Here is a 22,407-nt window from a genome sequence, read left to right on the forward strand (position 1 = left end):
AAGGCCGAAATCCCCATAATGTCAGGCAGGCATGCTGGGGTCCCGCCAGCGGCGCCTGGCGGCGGCTCGACCTTTTGAGCGCCCCCGACACCGGACGGGACATGGCAAGAGGATTTAAGTCATGGCTGACTTTCGCAATATTCAGGCGCAGCAGAGGCCGGTAGGCGGCGCTCGCGCTGATGCAGGCATCGATCAGGGCCTGCGCAGCTATATGCTTGGCGTCTATAACATGATGGCTATCGGCTTGGCCGTTACCGGCCTTGCCGCATTTGCCGTTGCAGCACTCGCAACGACCACGGACCCGTCCGCAGCCGTCGCCCAGCTCGCCAACGGCAAGATGCTCACCGGTCTCGGTGTAGCGCTCTACACGTCTCCGCTTCGCTGGGTCGTGATGCTTGCGCCGCTTGCGGCAGTGTTCTTCCTGAGCTTCCGCATCGAACGTCTTTCGGTCTCGACCGCTAACGCCGTCTTCTGGGGCTATGCAGCTCTCGTCGGTCTGTCGCTGTCGTCGATCTTCCTGGTCTTCACCGGCCAGAGCATCGTTCGCACCTTCTTCGTGACGGCTGCTTCCTTTGGCGCGCTGTCGCTCTACGGTTACACGACCAAGCGCGACCTGTCCGCCATGGGCTCGTTCCTGATCATGGGCCTGTTCGGCCTGATCCTGGCATCGGTCGTCAACATCTTCCTCGGCTCCACCGCGCTGCAGTTCGCGATCTCGGTGATCGGCGTTCTGATCTTCGCAGGCCTCACCGCCTACGACACGCAGTCGATCAAGGAAATGTACTACGAAGGCGATTCTTCGGATGCGCATGGCCGCAAGGTCGTAATGGGCGCGCTGCGTCTCTATCTCGACTTCATCAACATGTTCACCTTCCTGCTGCAGTTCATGGGCAACCGCGAATAGTCGACTGAAGAGTGATTGAACAAAAGGGCAGCGGAAACGCTGCCCTTTTTGCTTTTGTCCATATGATTACTGATGCATGGTAGAAGCCTTATCAAAACACTTTACTCCGGTTCCTCCCATGCCCGTCATTCGTGATTTCCAGCCTGCCGATATTGAAACGATTACCACCATCTATACGGAAACCGTACTGACCGGCGCGGGCTCCTATGAGATCGAGCCGCCGACAATGGACGAAATGGTGAAGCGTTTTGAGGCATTCGTGGAGCAGGGCTTTCCGATCCTCGTCGCGGAGGAGGATGGCCGGGTTCTGGGCTATGCCTATGCGAGTTATTTCCGCGTCAGACCAGCCTACCGCTGGCTTGCGGAGGATTCGATCTATATCGCCCCGGATGCGAAGGGAAAGGGTATCGGCAAGCTTTTGCTGCGGGAACTCATCGACCGTATTGCTGCATTGGGGTTCCGGCAATTGCTGGCGGTCATCGGCGATGGCGAACACAATATCGGTTCGGTCAAGCTGCATGAGAGCCTTGGCTTCACCCATTGCGGACGTATCGAGGGCTCCGGCTTCAAGCATGGACGCTGGCTGGATACGGTGTTGATGCAGTTACCGCTCAACGGCGGGCGTTCAATCGAGCCGGGGACGCCGCCGCTTTCATGATCCTGTAGTCGCTGCCGAAATCAGCTTTCGACGAGCTTGAGGCTCTTGTCGAACACGCGCAGCACGCGTTCCAGCTCATGGCCGCGCTTCATGATAAGCCCGCTTGCAGCGATGACCGAGTAAGCGCCCTGTTTCTGCGCCAGCTTCGGATTCTTCTCAATGCGGAAGAGCGGTACTTCGCTTGCGCGGCGAAAGATGGAAAACACCGCACGGTCAGCCAGATGATCAATGGCGTAATCACGCCACGTGCCGGAGGCAACCATGCGGCCATAAATGTTCAGGATTTTGGCAAGTTCATGCCGGTTGAAACTGATGGGAGCCGGTCGCACACGGTCGATAGGAACGACCTTTGGCGAAGCAGACGAGGGAGAAGGGGATGACAAATCCTCATTCGCCACGCTTGACGTATTCATGTCGTTCCTTTCAGCCTTTTGCAGAGCCGGACCGAAGACCGGGCGGGATCAAGAACAAACTGCGCGCAACCGGTTTGGATATTCGGCAATGGCGACGAAGCGAACCGAACCGGCGCATGACAACAGGGTGATGCTTTTGTGAAGCAATTTCAAGGGGAGGCTTTTGCAGGCCGGTTTTCATCGCCAATTATCTGGCGGGGAAAGCCCCAATAAATAGGGATTATGGGCTCTATATTAGTTATTCACGAAAAGAGAATGCCTGTTTGGAATGGTGATTGTCGGCCACATTTTCGCCTTGTCAGCTTCGCATTCCAGCCTGATTATGGCTTCAGCATCTACACGTTGCCTGAGACGGTTCGGTTCGGGTATGTCCGACCCCAAGCCCCCCGCCCAAAGGACTGCCCGAGCCGAACCAACCTTTTCCAGCCCCGCTGAACCAAGTTGCAACACGCACCCAGATGCCCGACGCTACATCAGCCCAAAATGAGAATCTGTTCGATCTGATCGAAACGCATTTCTTGCTGTAAATCGCGCAAGAGCGATGAGGATCGCAGAAAGCTCAAAGGCCGATCGGCTTCTTCTGCTTGAACATGGCCGCGCCATGGATAGGGCCGAGCGAATTGTCATCGCGCGTTTCCTGCAGCACCACCGCACAGCCTGAAACATCCTTGCGTTTCAGTTCCGACGCCGGGATTTCGATCTTCAGCGGCTTGCCGTCCCACATGCCGATCGTATTGGTATCGCGGACAGTGTTGCGATAGGTGACAGCCTCACCGGCATTTTCACCTTCGGTGATCGGAATGGTCACGGAATCGCGGAAATAGAACAGCACGACATGCACCGGCGCTTCCGGCTTCTTGCCTGCACCGATATCGATGGACAGGCGCCCATCATCAAGCTGTGTGATCGAAACCGGCACATCCAGCTTGTTGGCCGCAATCTGCGCCTGAACGGCTTCACTGTCGCGACCGTTCACTTCCGTCGTACCATTGATGATGGCTTGCGGCGTATAGATCATGCGCGCATTGAAGGAGTTGCGATAGGCGTTCTGCCGGTCGGTGTTTTCCTGGGTGGCAAGCGTGTCGCGCCATCCCATATAATCCCAGTAATTGACATGGAACGACAGCGCCAGAACATTGGGATCGTCGGCATATTTCGCGAAATTCTGGTCAGCCTTGGGGCAGGACTTGCAGCCCTGGCTGGTGTAGAGCTCCAGAACGGCGGTCTTCTTGCCACTGTCTTGTGCCTTGGCCGGCCCCTGCATGGAGATGCAGCCGGTGAATGCCAGCCCCAGAACGGCACAGATGCTACGCCAGCCGGGCAAATGCTCGCCGGTAAGCCATGAACCTGTCCCATAGAAGGGGGCGTGGAGTATCACTTCGTTTCATCCTGCAATAATTGTCGCTGACATCTATTATGTAAGAAGTCCTGCAATCAATAGGAATTCACGTTGCGGTGAGATTCGCAGGCGTTACGATTCCCATATCTCACCCTTAAGGGCGAATATCACCAAAATAGCCCACAACAGATTGTGCGAGAACGAGACTGGCTGAACATGAGATCGAGCTTGAGAGAAAAAGCCATCGCCATTTGCGATGAGAAGATAGCGAAAAAGGGCGATACGGTCGGTATCTCGTTCTATGCGTTCTTTGCCAACAAGAACACGGAGCCTGAATTGCTCATGGAAGCTGCCGAGTGGTGGATCAAGACCCATACCCTCGATCACTTTGAAAAAGCGGTAAAAATCAGAGAAATGATCCGATCAGGCCGATAGGCTCCATGTCTAATCTTAAAATAAAAAAGCCGCCGGATTTCTCCGGCGGCTTCTGAATTTCAAGCGCGTGCTGATTAAGCAGCGAGATCGCGCAGAACGGTCTGCAAAATGCCGCCGTTCTTCATGTAGTCGAGCTCGTCCAGCGTATCGATGCGGCAGATGAGCGGAACCTTCTTCACCGTGCCATCGGCAAAAGTGATCGAAGCGTCGACCTTCTGGCGCGGACGTACATCTGCAAGACCTTCGATGGTGACCATTTCGTCGCCCTTGAGGCCCAGTGTCTGCCAGCTGGTGCCTTCCTCAAAGACGAAAGGCACAATGCCCATGCCGACGAGGTTGGAGCGGTGGATACGCTCGAAGGACTGCGCGATCACGGCCTTGACGCCGAGCAGGTTGGTGCCCTTGGCAGCCCAGTCACGCGAAGAACCGTTGCCGTATTCGACGCCTGCGAAGACGACGAGCGGCACGCCCTCGGCCTTGTACTGCATGGCAGCATCATAGATCGAGGTTTCTTCCTTCGACGGATAGTGGATGGTGTAGCCACCTTCACGTCCGTTTTCGCCCAGCATGTGGTTGCGGATACGGATGTTGGCGAAGGTGCCGCGCATCATCACTTCATGGTTGCCGCGACGCGTGCCGTACTGGTTGAAGTCTGCAACGCCGACACCATGGTCGATGAGGTACTTGCCAGCTGGCGACTGTGCCTTGATCGAACCGGCAGGCGAAATGTGGTCGGTCGTGATCTTGTCGCCGAAGAGACCCAGAATGCGGGCACCCTTGACGTCGCCGATCGTACCGGCCGATTTGCCCATGCCAACGAAGTAAGGCGGGTTCTGCACATAGGTCGAGTTGTCGTCCCATGCATAGGTCTGGCCTGCGGGCACCTGAACGGCCTGCCAGTTTTCGTCGCCCTTGAAGACGTCCGCATACTTTTCCGAGAAGATCTTGCGGGTCACGTTCTTGGCGATGAACTCCTGGATTTCCTGAGAGGAAGGCCAGATGTCGCGCAGGAATACCGGGTTTCCGTCCTTGTCTTCTCCGAGCGGCTCCTTGGTCAGATCCTTTGTGACCGTACCGGCAAGAGCGTGGGCGACGACGAGCGGCGGCGAAGCCAGATAGTTGGCCTGAACGTCCGGCGAAACGCGGCCTTCGAAGTTACGGTTGCCGGAAAGAACGGCAGCCGCGATCAGGCCCTTTTCGTTGATCGTCTTGGAGATCGGTGCAGGCAGCGGACCGGAATTGCCGATGCAGGTCGTGCAGCCGAAACCGACGAGGTTGAAGCCGAGCGCATCGAGATCCTTCTGGAGACCAGCGGATTCGAGATAGGCGGCAACGACCTGAGAGCCGGGTGCCAGCGACGTCTTGACCCAAGGCTTGGTCTTGAGACCCTTGGCAACTGCGTTGCGGGCCAGAAGGCCGGCAGCGATCAGCACGCTCGGGTTCGAGGTGTTGGTGCACGACGTGATGGCGGCAATCGCCACATCGCCATGGCCGAGGTCATAGTCTTCGCCTTCAACGGCATAACGCGCGGTCTGGCCGGTGGTCTTCTTGTACTCGCTTTCGAGCGAGGTTGCGAAACCGGAACCGATGTTTTCCAGCGCGATGCGGCCTTCCGGACGCTTCGGACCGGCCATCGACGGAACGACGTCGCTCATGTCGAGTTCGAGAATGTCGGTGAAGACCGGATCGGCAGCACCCTTGTCACGCCACATGCCCTGTGCACGGCAATAAGCTTCGACGAGTTCGATGCGATGCTCGTCGCGGCCGGTGGTGTTCATGTAGTTGAGCGTTTCGCGGTCAACCGGGAAGAAACCGCAGGTCGCGCCATATTCCGGACCCATATTGGCGATGGTTGCGCGGTCGGCCAGCGTCATGTTTTCGAGTCCTTCGCCGAAGAACTCGACGAACTTGCCGACAACGCCCTTCTTGCGCAGCATCTGCGTGACGGTGAGAACGAGGTCGGTCGCGGTCACGCCTTCCTTGATTTTGCCGGTCAGGCGGAAGCCGACGACTTCCGGCAGAAGCATGGAAACCGGCTGGCCGAGCATGGCCGCTTCAGCTTCGATGCCGCCAACGCCCCAACCCAGAACGCCAAGGCCGTTGACCATGGTGGTGTGGCTGTCGGTGCCGACGCAGGTGTCGGGATAGGCTATCGCTTCGCCGTCTTCTTCCTTGGTCCAGACAGCCTGGGCCAGATATTCGAGGTTCACCTGATGGCAGATGCCGGTGCCCGGAGGAACGACGCGGAAGTTCTTGAATGCCTGCTGGCCCCACTTGAGGAAGCGGTAGCGTTCGCCATTGCGCTGATATTCGAGGTCCACATTGGCCTTGAATGCGCTTGGATTGCCGAATTCGTCGACGATGACCGAGTGGTCGATGACGAGATCGACGGGAACGAGCGGGTTGATCTTTTCCGGATCGCCGCCGAGAGCCTTGAGGCCGTCGCGCATGGCTGCAAGGTCAACGACGGCAGGAACGCCGGTGAAGTCCTGCATCAGCACACGGGCCGGGCGGTAGGCGATTTCTGCGCCTGCGGAACCGCGGTCGTTCAGCCACTTGGCAACAGCTTCGATGTCCGACTTCTTGACGGAGCGGTCGTCCTCGAAGCGGAGCAGGTTCTCGAGCAGAACCTTCATGGAGAATGGAAGCTTGGAAACGCCTTCGAGACCGTTCTTTTCGGCTTCGGTCAGGCTGTAATAAACATAATCCTTACCACCTACGGTAAGGGTTTTGCGGCATTTAAAGCTGTCGATGTGCGACACTGCGTTCGTCCTTCATGCTACTGGCCGGAAAACCAGGACGAACGCCTCTGCTGCGTTTCAAGGACGCGCCAAGGTGCGGGTGCAGTCATTTCCGCTGTCCGTCCCGATGCCTGCGTCCTTGAGGGCAACAGGTTGAGATCGGCCAAAAATGGTTTCCACGCCGACCGCTGGCGTGGTAGCCCTCATATAGAGAGTTTTCTAAAACGATTCCAGACAGAATATCGTAAATTCGGCCCCTTGCGGCGAAATGTTGCGATGCCTTTCCATAGATCTTCCGGGGTTCCGGTTCTATTGGTCTGGCAATTATCTATCGGGGCTTAGAGGGTATAAAATGCGGCTTGAAGCCGAAAATCTGGCGGGCGAGAGAGGCGGGGAAACGATTTTCGCTGGCCTGTCTTTTGCTCTCAGTGAAGGCGAGGCGCTGGTGGTGACCGGCCCGAATGGCTCGGGCAAGTCCACGCTGCTGCGAATCATCTGCGGCCTGCTTCTGCCAGAAGCAGGAAAGGTGGAACTTCGCGAGGATGGCACAGTTCTTCCGGTGCGCGCCGCCTGCCATTATCTCGGCCATCAGAACGCGATGAAACCGGCGCTCAGTGTGCGTGAAAACCTGTCCTTCTGGCAGAAGTTCAATGGTGCTGCACAAACGGAGATCGATGAGGCGCTGGAAGCCGTCGATCTGCCCGGCGTGGGGCACCTGCCTTTCGGCTATCTGTCGACGGGGCAGAAGCGCCGTGTTTCCATCGCCAAGCTTCTGGTCAGTCATCGTCCGCTCTGGATCGTCGATGAACCGACCGCCGGTCTCGACAAGGCGTCCGAAGCCCGCTTCGCCGAGCTGATGCGCGGACATATGCGGGACGGCGGCATGATCGTCGCTGCAACGCATATTCCTCTTGGCCTTGAAGGTGTCAGCGCACTCGACATGGCCGCCTGTTCAGTCGAGGCTGCCTGATGCTGGCGCTTTTCCTGAGAGATTTGCGCCTCAGTTTCCGCGCTGGTGGTGGCGCGCTGATCGGAATCCTATTCTTTCTGGCCGTGATTTCGGTGATGCCCTTCGGCGTCGGGCCTGATCTCAATCTTCTAGCACGCATCGGCCCTGCCATGCTGTGGGTCGGCGCGTTGCTGGCAACGCTACTGGGGCTCGATCGGCTGTTTCAGGCTGACCGGGAGGATGGTTCGCTCGACCTGCTGCTGATCGGCGCGGACAGTCACATGCTGGCCTTCACGGTTTTTGTGAAATGCGTGGCCCATTGGGTGGCAAGTGTGCTGCCGCTGGTAATCGCATCGCCAATGCTCGGCCTGTTCATGAACATGGATGCATCGGCAATCGGCGCAACATCGCTGACGCTTCTGGTGGGAACGCCCGCCATCGCCTTCATTGGCGCTGTGGGTGCAGCCCTTGCCGTGGCGCTGCCGCGTGGCGGGTTGCTGGTGTCGGTGATCGTTTTGCCGCTCACCATTCCGGTGCTCATTTTCGGTGTATCAGCTTCGCATGGAGCGACAGTAGACAACGCGCCCTTTCTGGCGCCATTCCTTATTCTTGCAGCACTCACCCTGTTCTTTGCCGTCCTCGGGCCTCTGGCCGCGAGCGCGGCACTGAAAAGTTCGGCGGATTGAACATGATCCCGAAAAGTGGGAACCGCCTTCGCGGGGAAAACAGTCCACTGGACTGTTTTCTGATCCCGCTACGATCAGAATCGATCAAGTTCGGCGGATTGACGCAGTTGATTACGGTCAATTGAACGGCACGGGGGTGGAAGGTAAGTATAGGCCATGGAAAAAGACATGACCAAAGACGCCGTTAAAACCACGAGCTGGCTCGATCTGGCCAATCCCACGCGGTTCCTTGCCTTTGCAGGCAAGGTGTTGCCATGGCTGGCCGTGCTTTCGGCGCTGTTTCTGGCGGCTGGTCTCTATATGGTCTTTTTCCTGTCGCCGGAAGACTACCAGCAGGGCATGACGGTTCGCATCATGTATATCCATGTGCCTTTCGCATGGCTTTCCATGATGTGCTATTCGATCATGGCTGTTTCGGCGCTGGGCACGCTGGTCTGGCGACATCCGCTGGCCGATGTCTCGATCCGCGCAGCCGCTCCGCTCGGTGCCGTCTTCACCGCGCTTGCGCTCGCCACCGGTTCGCTCTGGGGCAAGCCGATGTGGGGCACGTGGTGGGTGTGGGATGCGCGACTGACTTCGGTTTTCGTGCTGTTCCTGATGTATCTCGGCATTATCGCGCTGTCGCGCGCCATGGACGATCCGGCGAAAAGCGCCAAACCTGTGGCCGTGCTCACGCTGGTCGGATTCATCAATATTCCGATCATCAAATTCTCGGTCGACTGGTGGAACACGCTGCACCAGCCAGCCTCGGTGTTCCGCATGGATGGCCCGACCATCGACGGCTCCATGTTGCGCCCGCTTTTCGTGATGGCTATCGGCTTCTCGCTTCTGTTTTTCACCCTGCATATGATGGTCATGCGCAATGAAATCTGGCGCCGCCGCGTGGCGTCGATGAAGAAGCTTGCCGCACGGAATGCCGACCGTAATCGCAAAGCACAGGAGGGTGCAGTATGAACCATCTTGGCTATGTTCTCGCATCCTATAGCATCACGGTCGCGGCACTCGCCGTCACCATCGGCTGGATATTGATCGATCAGCGTATCCAGAAAAACGAACTGAAGCAGCTTGAGGCGCAGGGCGTGCGCCGCCGTTCTGCAAAAGCCCCCGGTAAAGCACAATGACCGAAACGAGCGAGAAGCCAGCCGCGCCGAAAAAGCGCTCCACATGGGTTGCCCTGCTGCCGCTGGCGATTTTCGTCGGACTGGCGGCGGTGTTTGCGGTCCAGCTTCTGTCGGGCAAGGACAATACGACGATCCCTTCCGCTTTGATCGGCAAGCAGGCACCGCAGACGAACCTGCCGCCCGTCGAGGGGCTGGTGCGTGATGGCGTGCCTGTTCCCGGCCTCAACAGCGAAGAGTTTAAGGGCAAGCTGACACTAGTGAATGTCTGGGGATCGTGGTGCGTTCCCTGCCGTCAGGAACATCCGCTCCTGATGGAAATCGCCAAGGACGAGCGCATCCGCGTGGTTGGCCTCAATTACAAGGACCAGCCGGAAAATGCGCGCCGTTTTCTCGGCGATCTCGGTAATCCCTTTGCCGCAGTCGGTGCCGACCGCGCCGGGCGTTCAGCCATCGAATGGGGCGTCTACGGCGTGCCAGAAACCTTCCTCGTCGATCAGAATGGCAAAATCGTCTACAAGCACGTCGGGCCGTTTACGCCGGATTCGGTGAAGAACGACCTGATGCCTGCGGTGGAAAAGCAGGTTTCAGATCAGTAATTTTTTAAATTTCGTCTGTATTCACTGAGTGAATTATTTTTTTCTCGCCGTCGGAATTGATGTAAATACTCCATCTTTTGAAGAATATTCTGTCAACAGAGTAATTATTATCTTCCTTCCCATATATCGGAATTGAAGATTGTGATCTAAAGCGCTCTGCTTGTACAGCTCGAATCTTGAGCATCGTTCGTGATGCGATAATTGCGCCAAGTGGCTCACTAGCTGTATTCAGGCCACCAATGCTCGTTTCGTCTACTTCGAATTTGACGTCTTGGATTATCAGGCCTCTATAATAATTATTTTCTTTATAATCAAAATACTCAAAATTTCTTTCAATAAAGATAGCAAATCGCGCACCTTCGTTGCCGACAACTAATATTTTGTCACGTGGATCTTCAGCCCTCAAGAGTATTGAATTTGGCTTCGCGTCGTTTAATGAACCGACTTCGAACTCATGAGGTGACAGCATTATTTTCTCTACCAATTACGTTGAATAGGTTCTATTAGATTTGCCCAGTAGAGTTCCGCAGCTCCATCAAATGTGAGCTTATTCTCTCTCTGTCTAGAAAACATTCCCATGCTACGAAAGAACATTGAATTTTCATCCGCTTCTACATGTAGGGACTCATTCATGGTGTTATTTTGGGTCGTTTCACCATCTACGTAGCAAATTCCGTTTCCAAAGCTATCACCAATAAATATAGTACATTTTGATCTTGTATTGCCGTTCTGGTAAATGCCAGCAAAGAACCGAGCACCATCGATACGCCGAAAGTGTGTTTCTATATCTGGATTTCGGCTTTCCAATTCAGCTAGAGAGTTTTCAAAAAAATGAGCAATGTATTCGAATGCTTCGTATTTAAACTTATCCTTATCTCGTTCACTAAAGCTTTTTGCAACTCGTAGATTGGATGAGCGAACTTGAAGAGGTAGCGGACGTTCCGTCGCACCTTTGACAGCTAGAGTGCTGTTCTCGACTGCATTTCGACGAGTAGGGCGTTTTGTTAGAACTTCTCGGATGGCTTTTGTGACTTCCAAAAAAGCATCATCGCGATTGGGCCATTTTGTAATTGGCTTGCCGTCCGGTGGTGTAGCGTTTAGCTTACCGAAAGGACTGGTATGCCAATCGCAAGGCCGCAGAATTACCGGTATAACGACAGCCTCGCCAGCATTATGCCTTTCAAGAGCGCGAGTCATCTCACGATCATAACAGTAATCCGATGCAAGGAAATCTGAGCTAATTAACAGTAGAATTATATCGTCTGTATTAATGCGGTCGTTTATCGATTGATCGATCTCTTGACCTGCCCCAATTCGACGGTCATGCCAAGTGTCAATTACGCCTTGTCGTTTTAGTACAGCCAAATGTTTTTCGAGTTCGTCTCGCAATGCCTCATCGACATGCGAATATGAAAAAAATACGCTCTGCACGAATCGCTCCTCACTTAAGAGGATAGCGTTCCGCTTATTGTGTTCTGTTTCAAGTGTTTTATAGAAAAATACCGTTTATATTTGTGTGCGCTAATGTAAAAAGAGAAGTAGTTAATAAACTACTTCTCTTTCTAATTGACATCAATCCGGCAACTTCCGTACCGCGCCCTTGGCGGCGCTGGTTGCCATGGAGGCATAAGCTTTCAGCGCGGTGGAAATCTTGCGCTTGCGTGTCTCCGCTGGCTTCCAGCCGGTCGCATCCTGCTCGGCGCGGCGTTCGGCCAGCGTTGCATCATCAACGGCCAGATGAATCTTGCGGTTCGGAATATCGATATCGATGATATCGCCTTCGCGCACCAGACCAATGGTGCCGCCTTCGGCTGCTTCCGGCGAAACGTGACCAATCGAAAGACCCGATGAACCTCCCGAGAAACGTCCGTCGGTGATCAGCGCACAGGCTTTGCCGAGGCCCTTCGACTTCAGATAGCTGGTCGGGTAGAGCATTTCCTGCATGCCGGGGCCGCCGCGCGGGCCTTCATAGCGGATCAGCACAATGTCGCCAGCCTTGATCTTGCCGTTCAAAATGCCGAGCACAGCCGAATCCTGGCTTTCGAAGATGCGGGCAGGACCGGAGAATTTCAGGATGGAATCGTCCACGCCTGCCGTCTTCACGATGCAGCCGTCTTCGGCCAGATTACCGTAAAGTACGGCCAGACCGCCATCCTGACTGAAGGCGTGTTCCTTCGAACGGATGACGCCCTTTTCACGGTCGGCATCGACGCTGTCGAAACGGCGTTCCTGGCTGAAGGCAACCTGCGTCGGCACGCCACCGGGCGCAGCCGAATAGAACTTGTGCACCATGTCGCTGTTGGTGCGGGTCACGTCCCAATGATCGAGCGCCTTTGCAACCGTTTCGCTGTGCACGGTCGGCAGATCGGTATTGATCAGGCCTGCCTTATCGAGCTGACCGAGAATACCCATGATACCGCCTGCGCGGTGCACGTCTTCCATGTGAACCGTGTTGTTGGCAGGTGCAACCTTGCAGAGCACCGGCACGCGACGCGACAGGCGGTCGATATCGGCCATGGTGAAGTCGATCTCGGCTTCCTGTGCGGCTGCAAGCAGATGCAGAACCGTATTGGTCGAACCGCCCATGGCAATGTCGAGCGTCATGGCGTTTTCAAAAGCCGGGAAGCTCGCAATCGAGCGTGGCAGCACGCTTTCGTCGTCCTGCTCGTAATAACGGCGGGCGAGATCGACAACCAGATGACCGGCTTCCACGAAGAGGCGCTTGCGGTCGGCATGGGTTGCGAGCGTCGAGCCATTGCCCGGCAGCGACAGGCCGAGCGCTTCGGTCAGACAGTTCATCGAGTTTGCGGTGAACATGCCAGAGCACGAGCCGCAAGTCGGACAGGCGGAGCGCTCAATCGCCTTGACCTGATCGTCGGTGTAGCTGTCGTCGGCGGCTGCAACCATCGCATCGACGAGGTCGAGCTTCTTGACCTGATCGTCCCAGACGACCTTGCCTGCTTCCATCGGACCGCCGGAAACGAACACGACCGGGATATTGAGGCGCAGAGCGGCCATCAGCATACCGGGAGTGATCTTGTCGCAATTGGAAATGCAGACCATCGCATCGGCGCAATGGGCATTGACCATATATTCGACCGAGTCGGCGATGAGTTCACGCGACGGCAGCGAATAGAGCATGCCGTCGTGACCCATGGCTATGCCGTCATCGACCGCAATGGTGTTGAATTCTTTTGCCACGCCGCCAGCGCTTTCAATTTCGCGCGCAACGAGCTGGCCGAGGTCCTTCAGGTGCACGTGGCCGGGCACGAACTGGGTGAACGAGTTCACCACGGCAATAATCGGCTTGCCGAAATCCTCATCCTTCATTCCGGTGGCGCGCCATAGGCCGCGCGCGCCGGCCATGTTGCGACCGTGGGTGGTTGTACGCGAACGATAAGGAGGCATTTTCAAACCTTTTAGGAACTATTCCAATGTGTAACGTCGATATGACAGAACCGTTCCCGCTGAGCAAAGCGCAAATTGCCCCATACTATCGGGGCTGAACCATTCGCAGACTTGCGGACAACGGAAAGGGTTCCGGCGTGCGACAGCTTTCGCAGGCACAGACACGGCAATCTAGCACGTTATTGTTATAATGCAAAAGATATTGCTCTGAAAACGTAAGGAAGTTGCTCAGCCTTAAGATGGTGCGTCAGCCATGGCGGCATCCAGCAGGGCATTCGCCGTTTTCATCCGCTGTTCCGCGGCAAGGCGAAACTCTTCCGGCAGGCGGTCCGGATGATTGCTGGCGGCAAAGCTGCGCCGCCGCCGTTGCAGTTCGGAGCGTTTCAGGCCGGAATGCAGGTCCAGCTCCTGGCGGATTGCATCCGGCGACTGCTTCTGCATCCGCGCTTCTATCGCCTGTCTTTCCTGTTCAGGCTCGGGCGCAGCCTCCGGCACGCTCTCAATATCGAACAGGCTTTCAAGATTGTCCGGCTGGCGGGGTGTTGCTGGCGTATCGCCGAAACCCACGGAAAAGACGGCGGAAGCAAACCCGAATTGCGGCGGGCGGGTGTTTTCCTCGGGGCTTGCGTCAGCCTCGACTTCCTTCAGAACCGTTGCGAAATCCGGGCGGTTCCGCAGCATCAGGCTTGCTGCACCCTATGCGACGAAAAGGCGGAAGCCAGAGCGCGCGTCAGCCGGGATGGCAGCACAGGCTTCTGAAAGACCGGTATTCCGGGATAACGTGCCGCAAGGCGCGCTGGAAGGCCACCGCCGGTATGGATGACCACGAAGATATCACGGCTCTTCAACCGGTCCAGCACGGCTTCCACATCGCCATCGGCGAGGTTCACATCGAGAATGGCGGCATCAACTTCATTGCGATTGATGATATCTATTGCTTGCCGGACGGTGCCGACCGGACCGAGAACGGTTCCGTTCGCATCCTCGACAGTCGCGGCGACATCGAGGGCGACGAAAATCTCGTCTTCCACCACCAATACCCGCCGCTGTCCAAGATCGTTCATCACTTGTCTCGCTGCCTCCCTTTTTGAGGTAAGCCCTTCACGCAAGAAATGCGCGAGCGCAAGCAGAGGTTCCCTTCGCCGGCATGATAATTCGTTAATGGTGAATCAAACCTTTACCGGTTTTGGAGGCCGCGATGTCAGAAGGCGGTGAAGGTCAGCGTCGTCAGTGAACGAATGATGTTGGGAATGTTGAGAACATTCTCGTTGATGAACTTGCCGATATCCTGATCCTCGGCAATGTAGATCTTGGCCAGAAGGTCGAATTCGCCGCTGGTGGAATAAAGCTCGGAGACGATTTCGCGCTGAAAGAGCGTATCGGCAACTTCGTAGGTCTTGCCGGGGGCGCACTGCAGTTGCAGGAAAACGGGCTTCATGTCTCTTCCTTTCGCGACGGGACTGCGTGGCGGATATCACAGCAGTGTTTGCAGGTTACAAACACGGACAGCCCGCCGAAATCAAGAGCGAAAGCATAGCGGATGGCGATGTTTGGCGCAGCAGGTTTGTCCTCCACGCATGGCTGGTTCACGCGGAGGTTTTAATTTACTCAATTGTAATTTTCTTGAGAGGGCGCAATAAGACTTCTCCCAGAAATTGTAATTTGCGCGTCCGATTTATATGAAATTTGTACTTCCCGCCGTTTTGCTGCTGTTCGCGTTCGCCTTTTTCTCGGCGTGGCTTTCCGATCGCGGTCGCCAGTTTCTGGTGTCCTGCGGCGCTTGTTTCCTGCTGATCGGCCTCGCAATGCTGGTCCAGCTTGGTGATTTCCCTTCGGACGACAATCTGAACACGGTGCTTTCCGCCGCATTTTATGTCGGAGGCACGCTGGTTGGCGGCTATGGCATTTTGCAGCGAAGCGGGCTGCGGCTTACATCTGCCTTCTACATATTGAGCTTTGCCCTCATCGTCGGCGGTGTCTGGTATTATTGCTATATTGAGCCCGATCTTCTGTCGCGGGTCTATGTGCTCAATCTGGGCATGGCCACGTTGATCCTTTCTTTCGCATGGCAGGCGCGGCGGCTGTTCAAGGGGCCGCTGGTGGACAAGCTGCTGCTGGTCATGCTCGTTCTGGTGGCATTGCAATTCGTGCCGCGCACGCTTCTGACCGCCCGCTCCCTGCTCGGCGATGTCGATGGCGACGATTTCGCAGCGACTGTTTTCTGGCAATGGACGGTGTTTTCTACCGCTATCGCAGCGGTTGTCACCGGCTTCGCCTTGCTGGCCGCTGCCGGTTACGACCGTATCGGCGAACTGTCGCATGAACGTGACAGCGATCCCTTGACCGGGCTCCTCAACCGGCGCGGACTGGAAATGCGCTACGATGCGCTTTCACAGACGAAAAAGGGCGTGCCCGGCTGGGTTGCCGTTTGCGATATCGATTACTTCAAGGCGCTGAATGATGCCTATGGCCATGCGGCGGGCGACGCGGTTTTGAAGGAATTCGCTGGAATCCTGCGCAAGCTCATCGGCGAACGGCCACTGATTGCGCGTACTGGCGGCGAGGAGTTCGTGATCTGTGTCGACGACATGCATGCCGATAATGTCTTCCAGCTTATGGAAGGCGTGCGGCAGAACATCGAGAGGCACCGGTTCCAGCGCCTCGCAAAGGAAGCCAGCGTCACATGCAGCATAGGCTGTGTCCGTCTGCCGGAGCAGGGTGATTTCTGGCAGGCGGTCGATAAGGCCGACAAAATCCTCTACGCCGCCAAGAAAGAAGGACGCAACCGCACCTATGTGGAAGGGTTGAACCCGAACAGCGACGGATAGTTCACAGAGCGGACGAATTTTGGGGATGGCGGTTTTTACGGGTGGCCTTCGATAACTTTCCGGTGATGATCCGCACATTGCCGCAAATCATGCTTATTATCGCCGCCGATAATGTGAGTACCGAGGAGTTCCCGAAAGTCCGATGAAATTCAAATCCCTTGTGTTGCCTGTGTCCGCTGTTGTTGGTCTCCTCTCGTTCGGCCCGGCGGTTTCCCCGTCTTTTGCAATGAATGCTTCAGAAAAGGCCCAGCTCGAGAAGCTCGATCCGGCAACCCGCCTTGAGCAACGTTGCGACGTGGAAGCAATGGAACGCATCACGCGGGAACAAAAGTTTTCGGTCGACAAGGTTCTGGCCTATGCCTTCTCCGATCCCGTGACCACGAAGAATTCGATCGAGGCCGATGGCGCTGCCTTCCGCAGCCGCGAGCACTGGTACAAGCTGTCCTTTGTCTGCAAGACGGATGAGGAACATATCAATATCGTTTCGTTTCGCTACGATATCGGCGATGAAGTGCCTCAGAACCAGTGGGACAAGCACTACCTCGTCCCATAACAGGGCCGTCTATTCTTCCGAGTCGTCCGAACGGCAGGCTGACAGCAGCGTCACTTCCTTGGCGGTGTGATCGGCTTCGAGATGGCTCAGCACAGCCTGACCGTCCTTGTCGCTCCAGCGGTAGCTGTCCTGCTCATCGATGGCGACATATTTCTTGAGACTGTCATGCCATTGCAGCGCGATCATCTTGCCTTCCGCATCGAGAACCGCAAAGCCGGGCGCACTACCATTGCGGATATAGGTGACAGGCACGACGACCCCACGTTCGCAGATGTAATCGACCCGCTCGATGGGGTTTGCATCCTGAGCCTGCGCCGAAACAGAAGGCGCGAAGAGCATTGCCGGGCCTGCTATAACCGCGAAAAGGGTGCAATTGGAACGCTTGCCATATGCCATGGTGAAAAATCCTCTGGTCAGCCAATCGATACAGGGAAAATAACTCTTCGGCGGCCCGGTTCAAGAGCGATCATATGGCGCGGTAAAGTTGTAACCCGACAGCAAAAATAATCAGCCTGCGACCGATTTCCTGCAACCGAAACAGGTTTCGCCCGTTATCAGCCTGCCGGTCGCGAGATTGGCGGAGGCCCGGATGAATACTTGCCCCCCGCAACCCCAGTCCGGGCCTCACTTCCGAGGTTGGAAAGATTGTATCTGAAATTATTGGGATTGTTCGTACTCATAGCAGGCACTTATATCGGGTGAGCTTGATTTAGAAATTTATACTGAAGCCTGGTGATCCCATATGACGCTTAATCTGATCGTGGCTTTTGTTGTTACCGGATTGCTCCTTCATTTTTTCAATTGGCGTAAGACCGGAATCGTTCTGATCGGCCTTGCGGCCATCTTTTACGGTGCAATTGCTTCGGCAATTCTTCCCGACACGCTGATGAGCCGCCTGCAATCGGCCTATTCATCGCAATTGCAGACGCAGCTTGAAGACAATACTGCCTTCGTCGTCTTCGGCATGGGAACCCAGACAGTCGATGGCGACGGTCAGAAGGTGGTCGAACCACTTGCCTTCTCCTACGGGCCGATTTTGGCGGCGGTCGCCATGAACCGACAATGTGTCGAGAAGGGTTTTCGCTGCAAGTTCATCGCCAGCGGCGCCGATGTAGCCGGAACGGGTGCTTCCGAAGCCGCATCAATCGCCACGCAGCTGGAAAAGGCCGGTGTCGATCCGGCTTCCGTCCTGCTTGACGAGAAAAGCCGCAACAGCTGGCAGAACTCCAGGAACGTGGCAGCAATCCTGCGCGAGATCAGACCGGCGAAAGTTGTTCTGCTACAGGCTGCGCCGATGATGAAGCGCGATCTTCTTTATCTGGCACATTTTGGTGTGAAGCCTGAGCCGGTTGCGGCCGGTTATCTGACCGGATCGCATACCAACATGTCTTCGCCGGGCCTGTATTTCCTCATGACCGATCTGGCGCTTCACGAGGAGATCGGAGTCTGGCGCTATACGCTCTACAACTTCATGGGCTGGAATGAGCCGAAGCAGCCTCCGCTCCAACTGGGGCAGGCCACGAGCAGCCTCCCCACCCAAACTTCACCGGCTGCCGGACCGGTGTCGGCTCAATGAGTTAATGATACTATCATCGGCGTGTTTCGACATGCCGGTGGAAAAATTATCTCCGAATTCTCCAACAAAATGAGTAGATTTTTCGAAGTCGTTTCAAATAACGACCGGCTTGTGGCATCCTGTCTTCAAAGAGCTCTGATACTGTCTTGGCCAGTGAAACATGGAGGCGGTCATGAAGATATCGAGATTCTCGCTCACTTTGGCAGCATTGGTGGCTGCGGCTTCGCTGACCGGAACGGTTCAGGCAAGCTTTGCCGATCAGACACTTCTGAACGTGTCCTACGATCCGACGCGTGAACTTTACAAGGATTACAACGCCGCTTTTGCCGCCCACTGGAAGGCAGAAACCGGCGAAACCGTCACCATTCGCGCTTCCCATGGCGGGTCGGGCAAGCAGGCGCGCTCGGTGATCGATGGCATCAAGGCCGATGTGGTGACGCTGGCGCTTGAAAGCGATATCGATGCGATTGCCGCACTTTCAGGCAAGATCGACAAGGACTGGCGCAAGCGCCTGCCCAACAATTCGGCTCCCTATACGTCAACCATCGTCTTCCTTGTGCGCAAGGGCAATCCGAAGGGCATCAAGGACTGGGGCGATCTGGTGAAGGACGGCGTCGAGGTCATCACGCCGAACCCGAAGACCTCCGGCGGTGCCCGCTGGAACTATCTCGCCGCATGGGCCTGGGCCTACAAGCAATACGGTGGCGACGAGCAGAAGATCAAGGATTACATCGGCGAACTGTTCCGCCATGTGCCAGTGCTCGATACTGGTGCGCGCGGCTCGACAACCACTTTCGTGCAACGTCAGCTCGGCGATGTGTTGCTTGCCTGGGAAAACGAAGCCTATCTCTCGGTGGCTGAATTTGGCGAGGATGCATTCGACATCGTTGTTCCGCCGCAATCCATTCTGGCTGAACCGCCAGTCGCGGTGGTGGACAAGAATGCCGAGGAAAACGGCACCACCAAGCTGGCGCAGGCCTATCTTGAATATCTGTATTCGCCGGAAGGTCAGGCGCTTGCCGCCAAACATTTCTACCGTCCGTCGAAGCCTGACATCATCCCTGCCGACAAGCAGCGCAAGTTTCCGGACTTGACGCTGGTGACGATCGATGATCCGATTTTCGGTGGATGGGCCAAGGCACAGCCCTATCATTTTGGCGATGGAGGAACGTTCGACCAGCTCTACAAGCCGGGAAAATAATCCGGAGTTCGAGAGCAATCAGTAGCAATAAGTACTGAAGAGGGAACAAACCAACGCATGTCTTCGCTCCCTGCACGGGCCAGAGCAGGGTCGCACTTCAGAAAGCCGAGCGTCATTCCCGGTTTCGGGCTGACGTTCGGCTTCAGTGTTGCCTATCTGACCCTTCTCATTCTCATTCCGCTTGCGGCATTGGTGCTGCGTTCCACCGAAGTCGGGTTTTACGGCTTCTGGCGCCTCGTCACCGACGAGCGCACATTGAAAGCGCTTGAAACGAGCTTCGGCACCGCCTTCATCGCGGCGCTGGTCAATGTGGTCTTCGGCGTCATCCTCGCCTGGGTTCTGGTGCGTTATCGCTTTCCGGGGCGCCGCTTCGTTGATGCCATCGTCGATATTCCCTTTGCGCTGCCGACGGCAGTGGCCGGTATTGCGCTGGCCGCGATCTATGCGCCGAATGGCTGGATCGGCAGCCTGCTGGCTCCGTTCGGCATTCGCATCGCCTTTTCGCGGGCGGGCATTATCATTGCGCTGATCTTCATCGGTCTGCCGTTCGTGGTGCGCACGGTCCAGCCGATCATGGAGGAAATCAGCCGCGAGGTCGAAGAGGCGGCGGCAACGCTTGGCGCATCCCGGTTTCAGACCATCTGGCGGGTGCTGCTGCCGAGCCTGCAACCCGCCATCCTGACCGGCTTCGCGCTCGCCTTCGCACGCGGCGTCGGCGAATATGGCTCGGTGATCTTCATTGCGGGCAATACGCCTTATGTCTCGGAAATCGCGCCGCTTCTGATCGTGATCAAGCTGGAGGAATATGATTATGCCGGGGCGACGGCGCTCGCCACGGTGATGCTGGCGCTTTCCTTTGCGATGTTGCTTTTCATCAATCTCATCCAGTCGTGGACACGGAGGAAATATGGTCATGGCGAATGAACCTGTCTCTGCCGCTCCTCGCAACAGCCGAAGCGCTGTCACGGAAAGCCCGGCGACGCGCATCACGCTGATCGCTCTGGCGCTGGCATTTCTGGCCCTGTTCCTCATCCTGCCAGTGATAGCGGTTTTCGTGGAAGCCTTCCGCAAGGGGGCAGGCGAATATCTGGCGGCACTGGTCGAGCCGGATGCCTGGGCTGCGATAAGGCTCACCCTCATGGTGGCGGCCATTGCCGTGCCGCTCAATCTGGTCTTCGGCATTGCAGCTGCATGGGCAATCGCGAAGTTCGAGTTCAAGGGCAAGGCGCTGCTGACGACGCTGATCGATCTGCCGTTTTCCGTGTCGCCGGTCATTTCCGGTCTTGTTTTCGTACTGCTTTTCTCAAGTCACAGCCTGCTTGGGCCGTGGCTGTCACGGCACGGCATCGAGATATTGTTCGCCGTTCCGGGCATCGTGCTGGCGACGGTGTTCGTCACGTTTCCCTTTGTCGCGCGCGAACTGATCCCGCTGATGCAGGAACAGGGAACCGGCGATGAAGAGGCGGCAATTTCGCTGGGCGCCAATGGCTGGCAGACTTTCCGCTATGTGACGCTGCCCAATATCAAATGGGGGCTGCTTTACGGTGTGCTGCTCTGCAATGCCCGTGCAATGGGCGAGTTCGGCGCTGTTTCCGTTGTCTCTGGACATATTCGCGGCCTCACCAATACGATGCCGCTGCATGTGGAAATCCTCTACAACGAATATAACTTCGTCGGTGCATTTGCGGTGGCGTCGCTGCTGGCTTTCCTGGCGTTGTTGACGCTTGCAATCAAGACGGCGCTGGAACTGCGCTATGGCGATGAACTGGCTGGCAGTGGAAACGGGCACTGACACCCAAACTGGCAATTAGCCGCTCGGCGGCAGAAATAAAGCATAGTCCTGCTATGGCAGATGAAAGGATTGGGAATGGAAGTTCGTGTTGCCGGTGTGCGTAAGGAGTTCGCTCGCTTCCCGGCGTTGCATAATGTCTCGCTGGATATTCGTTCCGGCGAGCTGATCGCTTTGCTGGGGCCTTCCGGTTCGGGCAAGACCACGCTTTTGCGCCTGATTGCCGGGCTGGAAACGCCGACCGAAGGTACCATCTTCTTCGGCGACGAAGACGCCTCGCAGAAGAGCGTTCAGGAGCGCAATGTCGGCTTCGTCTTTCAGCATTATGCGTTGTTCCGTCATATGACGGTGGCGGACAATATCGGCTTCGGTCTGAAGGTGCGTCCAAGCGCGACACGTCCGTCGAGTGACGATATTCGCAACCGCGCGCTGGAATTGCTCGATCTCGTCCAGCTACAGGGACTGGAGAAGCGCTATCCGGCGCAGCTTTCCGGTGGTCAGCGCCAGCGCGTGGCGCTTGCCCGCGCCATGGCGATTGAACCGAAAGTCCTGCTTCTTGATGAACCGTTTGGCGCGCTTGATGCGCTGGTGCGCAAGGAACTGCGCCGTTGGCTGCGCGAGATTCACGACAAGACCGGCCATACGACCGTTTTCGTGACCCACGATCAGGACGAGGCGCTGGAGCTCGCCGACCGCGTGGTGGTGATGAGCCAGGGGCGTATCGAGCAGGTCGGTACGCCCGACGAAGTCTATGACAATCCGAATTCCCCGGGCGTCTATGGCTTCATCGGCGAGTCCAGCACGCTTCCGGTGCGGGTCGAAAAGGGCGAGATCTGGCTGGTGGATCGCAATATCGGCCTGACAGCCCAGGATGTGGCGGATGGTGACGCGCAGCTCTTCTTCCGTCCGCACGATGTTGAATTGCTGGACGGTTGCGGCGGCTGTATCGCAGGCACGGTGGTGGCGAGCCGTCGCTCGGGCGGCAAGCGGCGTGTCGAACTGGAAGTAGGCGGCGCACGTGAGCGGGTGGAGATCGAAATTCCAGCCGAACATCCGGCCGCGGAAAAGAGTCGCATCGCCTTCCGACCGCGTTACTGGAAGCTTTTTCCTGCCAGTGAAACCGGTTCCGGAACAGGTTCCTGATCGTCACTTTCCGGTGAAGTGAAATATGAGGCCCGGCAGATGCGCGGTGATTCCCGCAGACCTGTCG

At 56.5% G+C, this 22,407-nt stretch carries 25 protein-coding genes; 15 read left to right on the forward strand and 10 right to left on the reverse strand.

Annotated elements, in window-relative coordinates:
• Positions 1-121: 121 nt before the first annotated feature.
• A complete protein-coding gene (locus OHI65_RS10060; protein ID WP_011982324.1) occupies positions 122-904 on the forward strand; it encodes a Bax inhibitor-1/YccA family protein in 783 nt (260 codons plus the stop codon).
• A 118-nt stretch (positions 905-1,022) separates the two neighbouring features.
• Positions 1,023-1,562: a GNAT family N-acetyltransferase gene (locus OHI65_RS10065; protein ID WP_264358815.1), complete on the forward strand. Its 540-nt coding sequence runs from the start codon at positions 1,023-1,025 to the stop codon at positions 1,560-1,562.
• Positions 1,563-1,582: 20 nt separating this feature from the next.
• Here OHI65_RS10065 and OHI65_RS10070 read toward each other — a convergent pair whose 3' ends face one another.
• Positions 1,583-1,975, reverse strand: a complete 393-nt coding sequence (locus tag OHI65_RS10070; RefSeq protein WP_010657937.1) for a DUF2794 domain-containing protein — start codon at positions 1,973-1,975, stop codon at positions 1,583-1,585.
• 559 nt (positions 1,976-2,534) lie between these two features.
• Positions 2,535-3,269 (reverse strand): DUF1223 domain-containing protein, encoded by a 735-nt coding sequence (locus OHI65_RS10075; protein WP_029375846.1) that lies wholly within the window; start codon positions 3,267-3,269, stop codon positions 2,535-2,537.
• Positions 3,270-3,530: 261 nt separating this feature from the next.
• Between OHI65_RS10075 and OHI65_RS10080 the strand changes: the two genes are divergently transcribed.
• On the forward strand, positions 3,531-3,749 hold the full coding sequence (locus OHI65_RS10080; protein ID WP_040129021.1) for a DUF6500 family protein: 219 nt from the start codon (positions 3,531-3,533) through the stop codon (positions 3,747-3,749).
• A 74-nt stretch (positions 3,750-3,823) separates the two neighbouring features.
• On the opposite strand, the gene acnA is transcribed toward OHI65_RS10080, so the two are convergent.
• Positions 3,824-6,511 (reverse strand): aconitate hydratase AcnA, encoded by a 2,688-nt coding sequence (gene acnA / locus OHI65_RS10085; RefSeq protein WP_125300513.1) that lies wholly within the window; start codon positions 6,509-6,511, stop codon positions 3,824-3,826.
• Positions 6,512-6,842: 331 nt separating this feature from the next.
• Between acnA and ccmA the strand changes: the two genes are divergently transcribed.
• The 5 genes from ccmA (at position 6,843) to OHI65_RS10110 (ending at position 9,842) form a co-directional block, all read left to right on the forward strand.
• Positions 6,843-7,460 (forward strand): heme ABC exporter ATP-binding protein CcmA, encoded by a 618-nt coding sequence (gene ccmA / locus OHI65_RS10090; protein WP_125300514.1) that lies wholly within the window; start codon positions 6,843-6,845, stop codon positions 7,458-7,460.
• A complete protein-coding gene (gene ccmB / locus OHI65_RS10095; protein WP_125300515.1) occupies positions 7,460-8,125 on the forward strand; it encodes a heme exporter protein CcmB in 666 nt (221 codons plus the stop codon). The genes ccmA and ccmB overlap by 1 nt, the downstream gene beginning before the upstream one ends.
• Before the next feature lie 168 nt (positions 8,126-8,293).
• Positions 8,294-9,079 carry a heme ABC transporter permease gene (locus OHI65_RS10100; RefSeq protein WP_185757976.1) on the forward strand — a complete coding sequence of 262 codons (786 nt, stop codon included), beginning with the start codon at positions 8,294-8,296 and terminating at the stop codon, positions 9,077-9,079.
• Positions 9,076-9,246 carry a heme exporter protein CcmD gene (gene ccmD, locus OHI65_RS10105; protein WP_125300517.1) on the forward strand — a complete coding sequence of 57 codons (171 nt, stop codon included), beginning with the start codon at positions 9,076-9,078 and terminating at the stop codon, positions 9,244-9,246. The genes OHI65_RS10100 and ccmD overlap by 4 nt, the downstream gene beginning before the upstream one ends.
• Positions 9,243-9,842: a DsbE family thiol:disulfide interchange protein gene (locus OHI65_RS10110; protein WP_125300518.1), complete on the forward strand. Its 600-nt coding sequence runs from the start codon at positions 9,243-9,245 to the stop codon at positions 9,840-9,842. The genes ccmD and OHI65_RS10110 overlap by 4 nt, the downstream gene beginning before the upstream one ends.
• Positions 9,843-9,846: 4 nt before the next feature.
• On the opposite strand, the gene OHI65_RS10115 is transcribed toward OHI65_RS10110, so the two are convergent.
• The 6 genes from OHI65_RS10115 to OHI65_RS10140 form a co-directional block, all read right to left on the reverse strand.
• Entirely contained in the window at positions 9,847-10,311 is a 465-nt protein-coding gene (locus OHI65_RS10115) for a hypothetical protein (RefSeq protein ID WP_125300519.1), read from the reverse strand.
• A gap of 8 nt (positions 10,312-10,319) precedes the next feature.
• Entirely contained in the window at positions 10,320-11,273 is a 954-nt protein-coding gene (locus OHI65_RS10120) for a toll/interleukin-1 receptor domain-containing protein (protein ID WP_125300520.1), read from the reverse strand.
• A 141-nt stretch (positions 11,274-11,414) separates the two neighbouring features.
• Positions 11,415-13,250 (reverse strand): dihydroxy-acid dehydratase, encoded by a 1,836-nt coding sequence (gene ilvD / locus OHI65_RS10125; protein ID WP_125300521.1) that lies wholly within the window; start codon positions 13,248-13,250, stop codon positions 11,415-11,417.
• A gap of 234 nt (positions 13,251-13,484) precedes the next feature.
• A complete protein-coding gene (locus OHI65_RS10130) occupies positions 13,485-13,931 on the reverse strand; it encodes a hypothetical protein (RefSeq protein ID WP_011982334.1) in 447 nt (148 codons plus the stop codon).
• A complete protein-coding gene (locus tag OHI65_RS10135) occupies positions 13,931-14,314 on the reverse strand; it encodes a response regulator (protein WP_125300522.1) in 384 nt (127 codons plus the stop codon). The genes OHI65_RS10130 and OHI65_RS10135 overlap by 1 nt, the downstream gene beginning before the upstream one ends.
• A gap of 137 nt (positions 14,315-14,451) precedes the next feature.
• Positions 14,452-14,688, reverse strand: a complete 237-nt coding sequence (locus OHI65_RS10140; RefSeq protein WP_010657951.1) for an Lrp/AsnC ligand binding domain-containing protein — start codon at positions 14,686-14,688, stop codon at positions 14,452-14,454.
• A gap of 241 nt (positions 14,689-14,929) precedes the next feature.
• On the opposite strand from OHI65_RS10140, the gene OHI65_RS10145 reads away from it, so the two are divergent.
• Positions 14,930-16,078 (forward strand): diguanylate cyclase domain-containing protein, encoded by a 1,149-nt coding sequence (locus tag OHI65_RS10145; protein ID WP_125300523.1) that lies wholly within the window; start codon positions 14,930-14,932, stop codon positions 16,076-16,078.
• Positions 16,079-16,220: 142 nt separating this feature from the next.
• Positions 16,221-16,631, forward strand: a complete 411-nt coding sequence (locus OHI65_RS10150) for a DUF930 domain-containing protein (protein WP_071632882.1) — start codon at positions 16,221-16,223, stop codon at positions 16,629-16,631.
• A 9-nt stretch (positions 16,632-16,640) separates the two neighbouring features.
• Here the strand turns inward: OHI65_RS10150 and OHI65_RS10155 are convergent, their stop codons facing one another.
• Entirely contained in the window at positions 16,641-17,027 is a 387-nt protein-coding gene (locus OHI65_RS10155) for a hypothetical protein (protein WP_125300524.1), read from the reverse strand.
• Between the two features lie 346 nt (positions 17,028-17,373).
• Between OHI65_RS10155 and OHI65_RS10160 the strand changes: the two genes are divergently transcribed.
• From OHI65_RS10160 to OHI65_RS10180, 5 genes are all read left to right on the forward strand, one after another.
• Positions 17,374-18,207: a YdcF family protein gene (locus tag OHI65_RS10160; RefSeq protein WP_125300525.1), complete on the forward strand. Its 834-nt coding sequence runs from the start codon at positions 17,374-17,376 to the stop codon at positions 18,205-18,207.
• Positions 18,208-18,379: 172 nt separating this feature from the next.
• Complete coding sequence (locus OHI65_RS10165) at positions 18,380-19,408, forward strand: sulfate ABC transporter substrate-binding protein (RefSeq protein ID WP_010657956.1); 1,029 nt, start codon at positions 18,380-18,382, stop codon at positions 19,406-19,408.
• Between the two features lie 57 nt (positions 19,409-19,465).
• Positions 19,466-20,332, forward strand: a complete 867-nt coding sequence (gene cysT / locus OHI65_RS10170) for a sulfate ABC transporter permease subunit CysT (protein WP_094514636.1) — start codon at positions 19,466-19,468, stop codon at positions 20,330-20,332.
• The gene (gene cysW, locus OHI65_RS10175; RefSeq protein ID WP_010657958.1) at positions 20,322-21,200 is read left to right on the forward strand and encodes a sulfate ABC transporter permease subunit CysW; all 879 of its coding nucleotides are present in this window, start codon (positions 20,322-20,324) and stop codon (positions 21,198-21,200) included. Before cysT ends, cysW begins: the two co-directional genes overlap by 11 nt.
• A 75-nt stretch (positions 21,201-21,275) precedes the next feature.
• Positions 21,276-22,340 (forward strand): sulfate/molybdate ABC transporter ATP-binding protein, encoded by a 1,065-nt coding sequence (locus tag OHI65_RS10180; RefSeq protein WP_011982340.1) that lies wholly within the window; start codon positions 21,276-21,278, stop codon positions 22,338-22,340.
• Positions 22,341-22,407 lie beyond the last annotated feature (67 nt).

The sequence above is a fragment of the Brucella sp. MAB-22 genome, from assembly GCF_025908475.1.
In the GTDB taxonomy this organism is placed as follows: Bacteria; Pseudomonadota; Alphaproteobacteria; order Rhizobiales; family Rhizobiaceae; genus Brucella; species Brucella anthropi.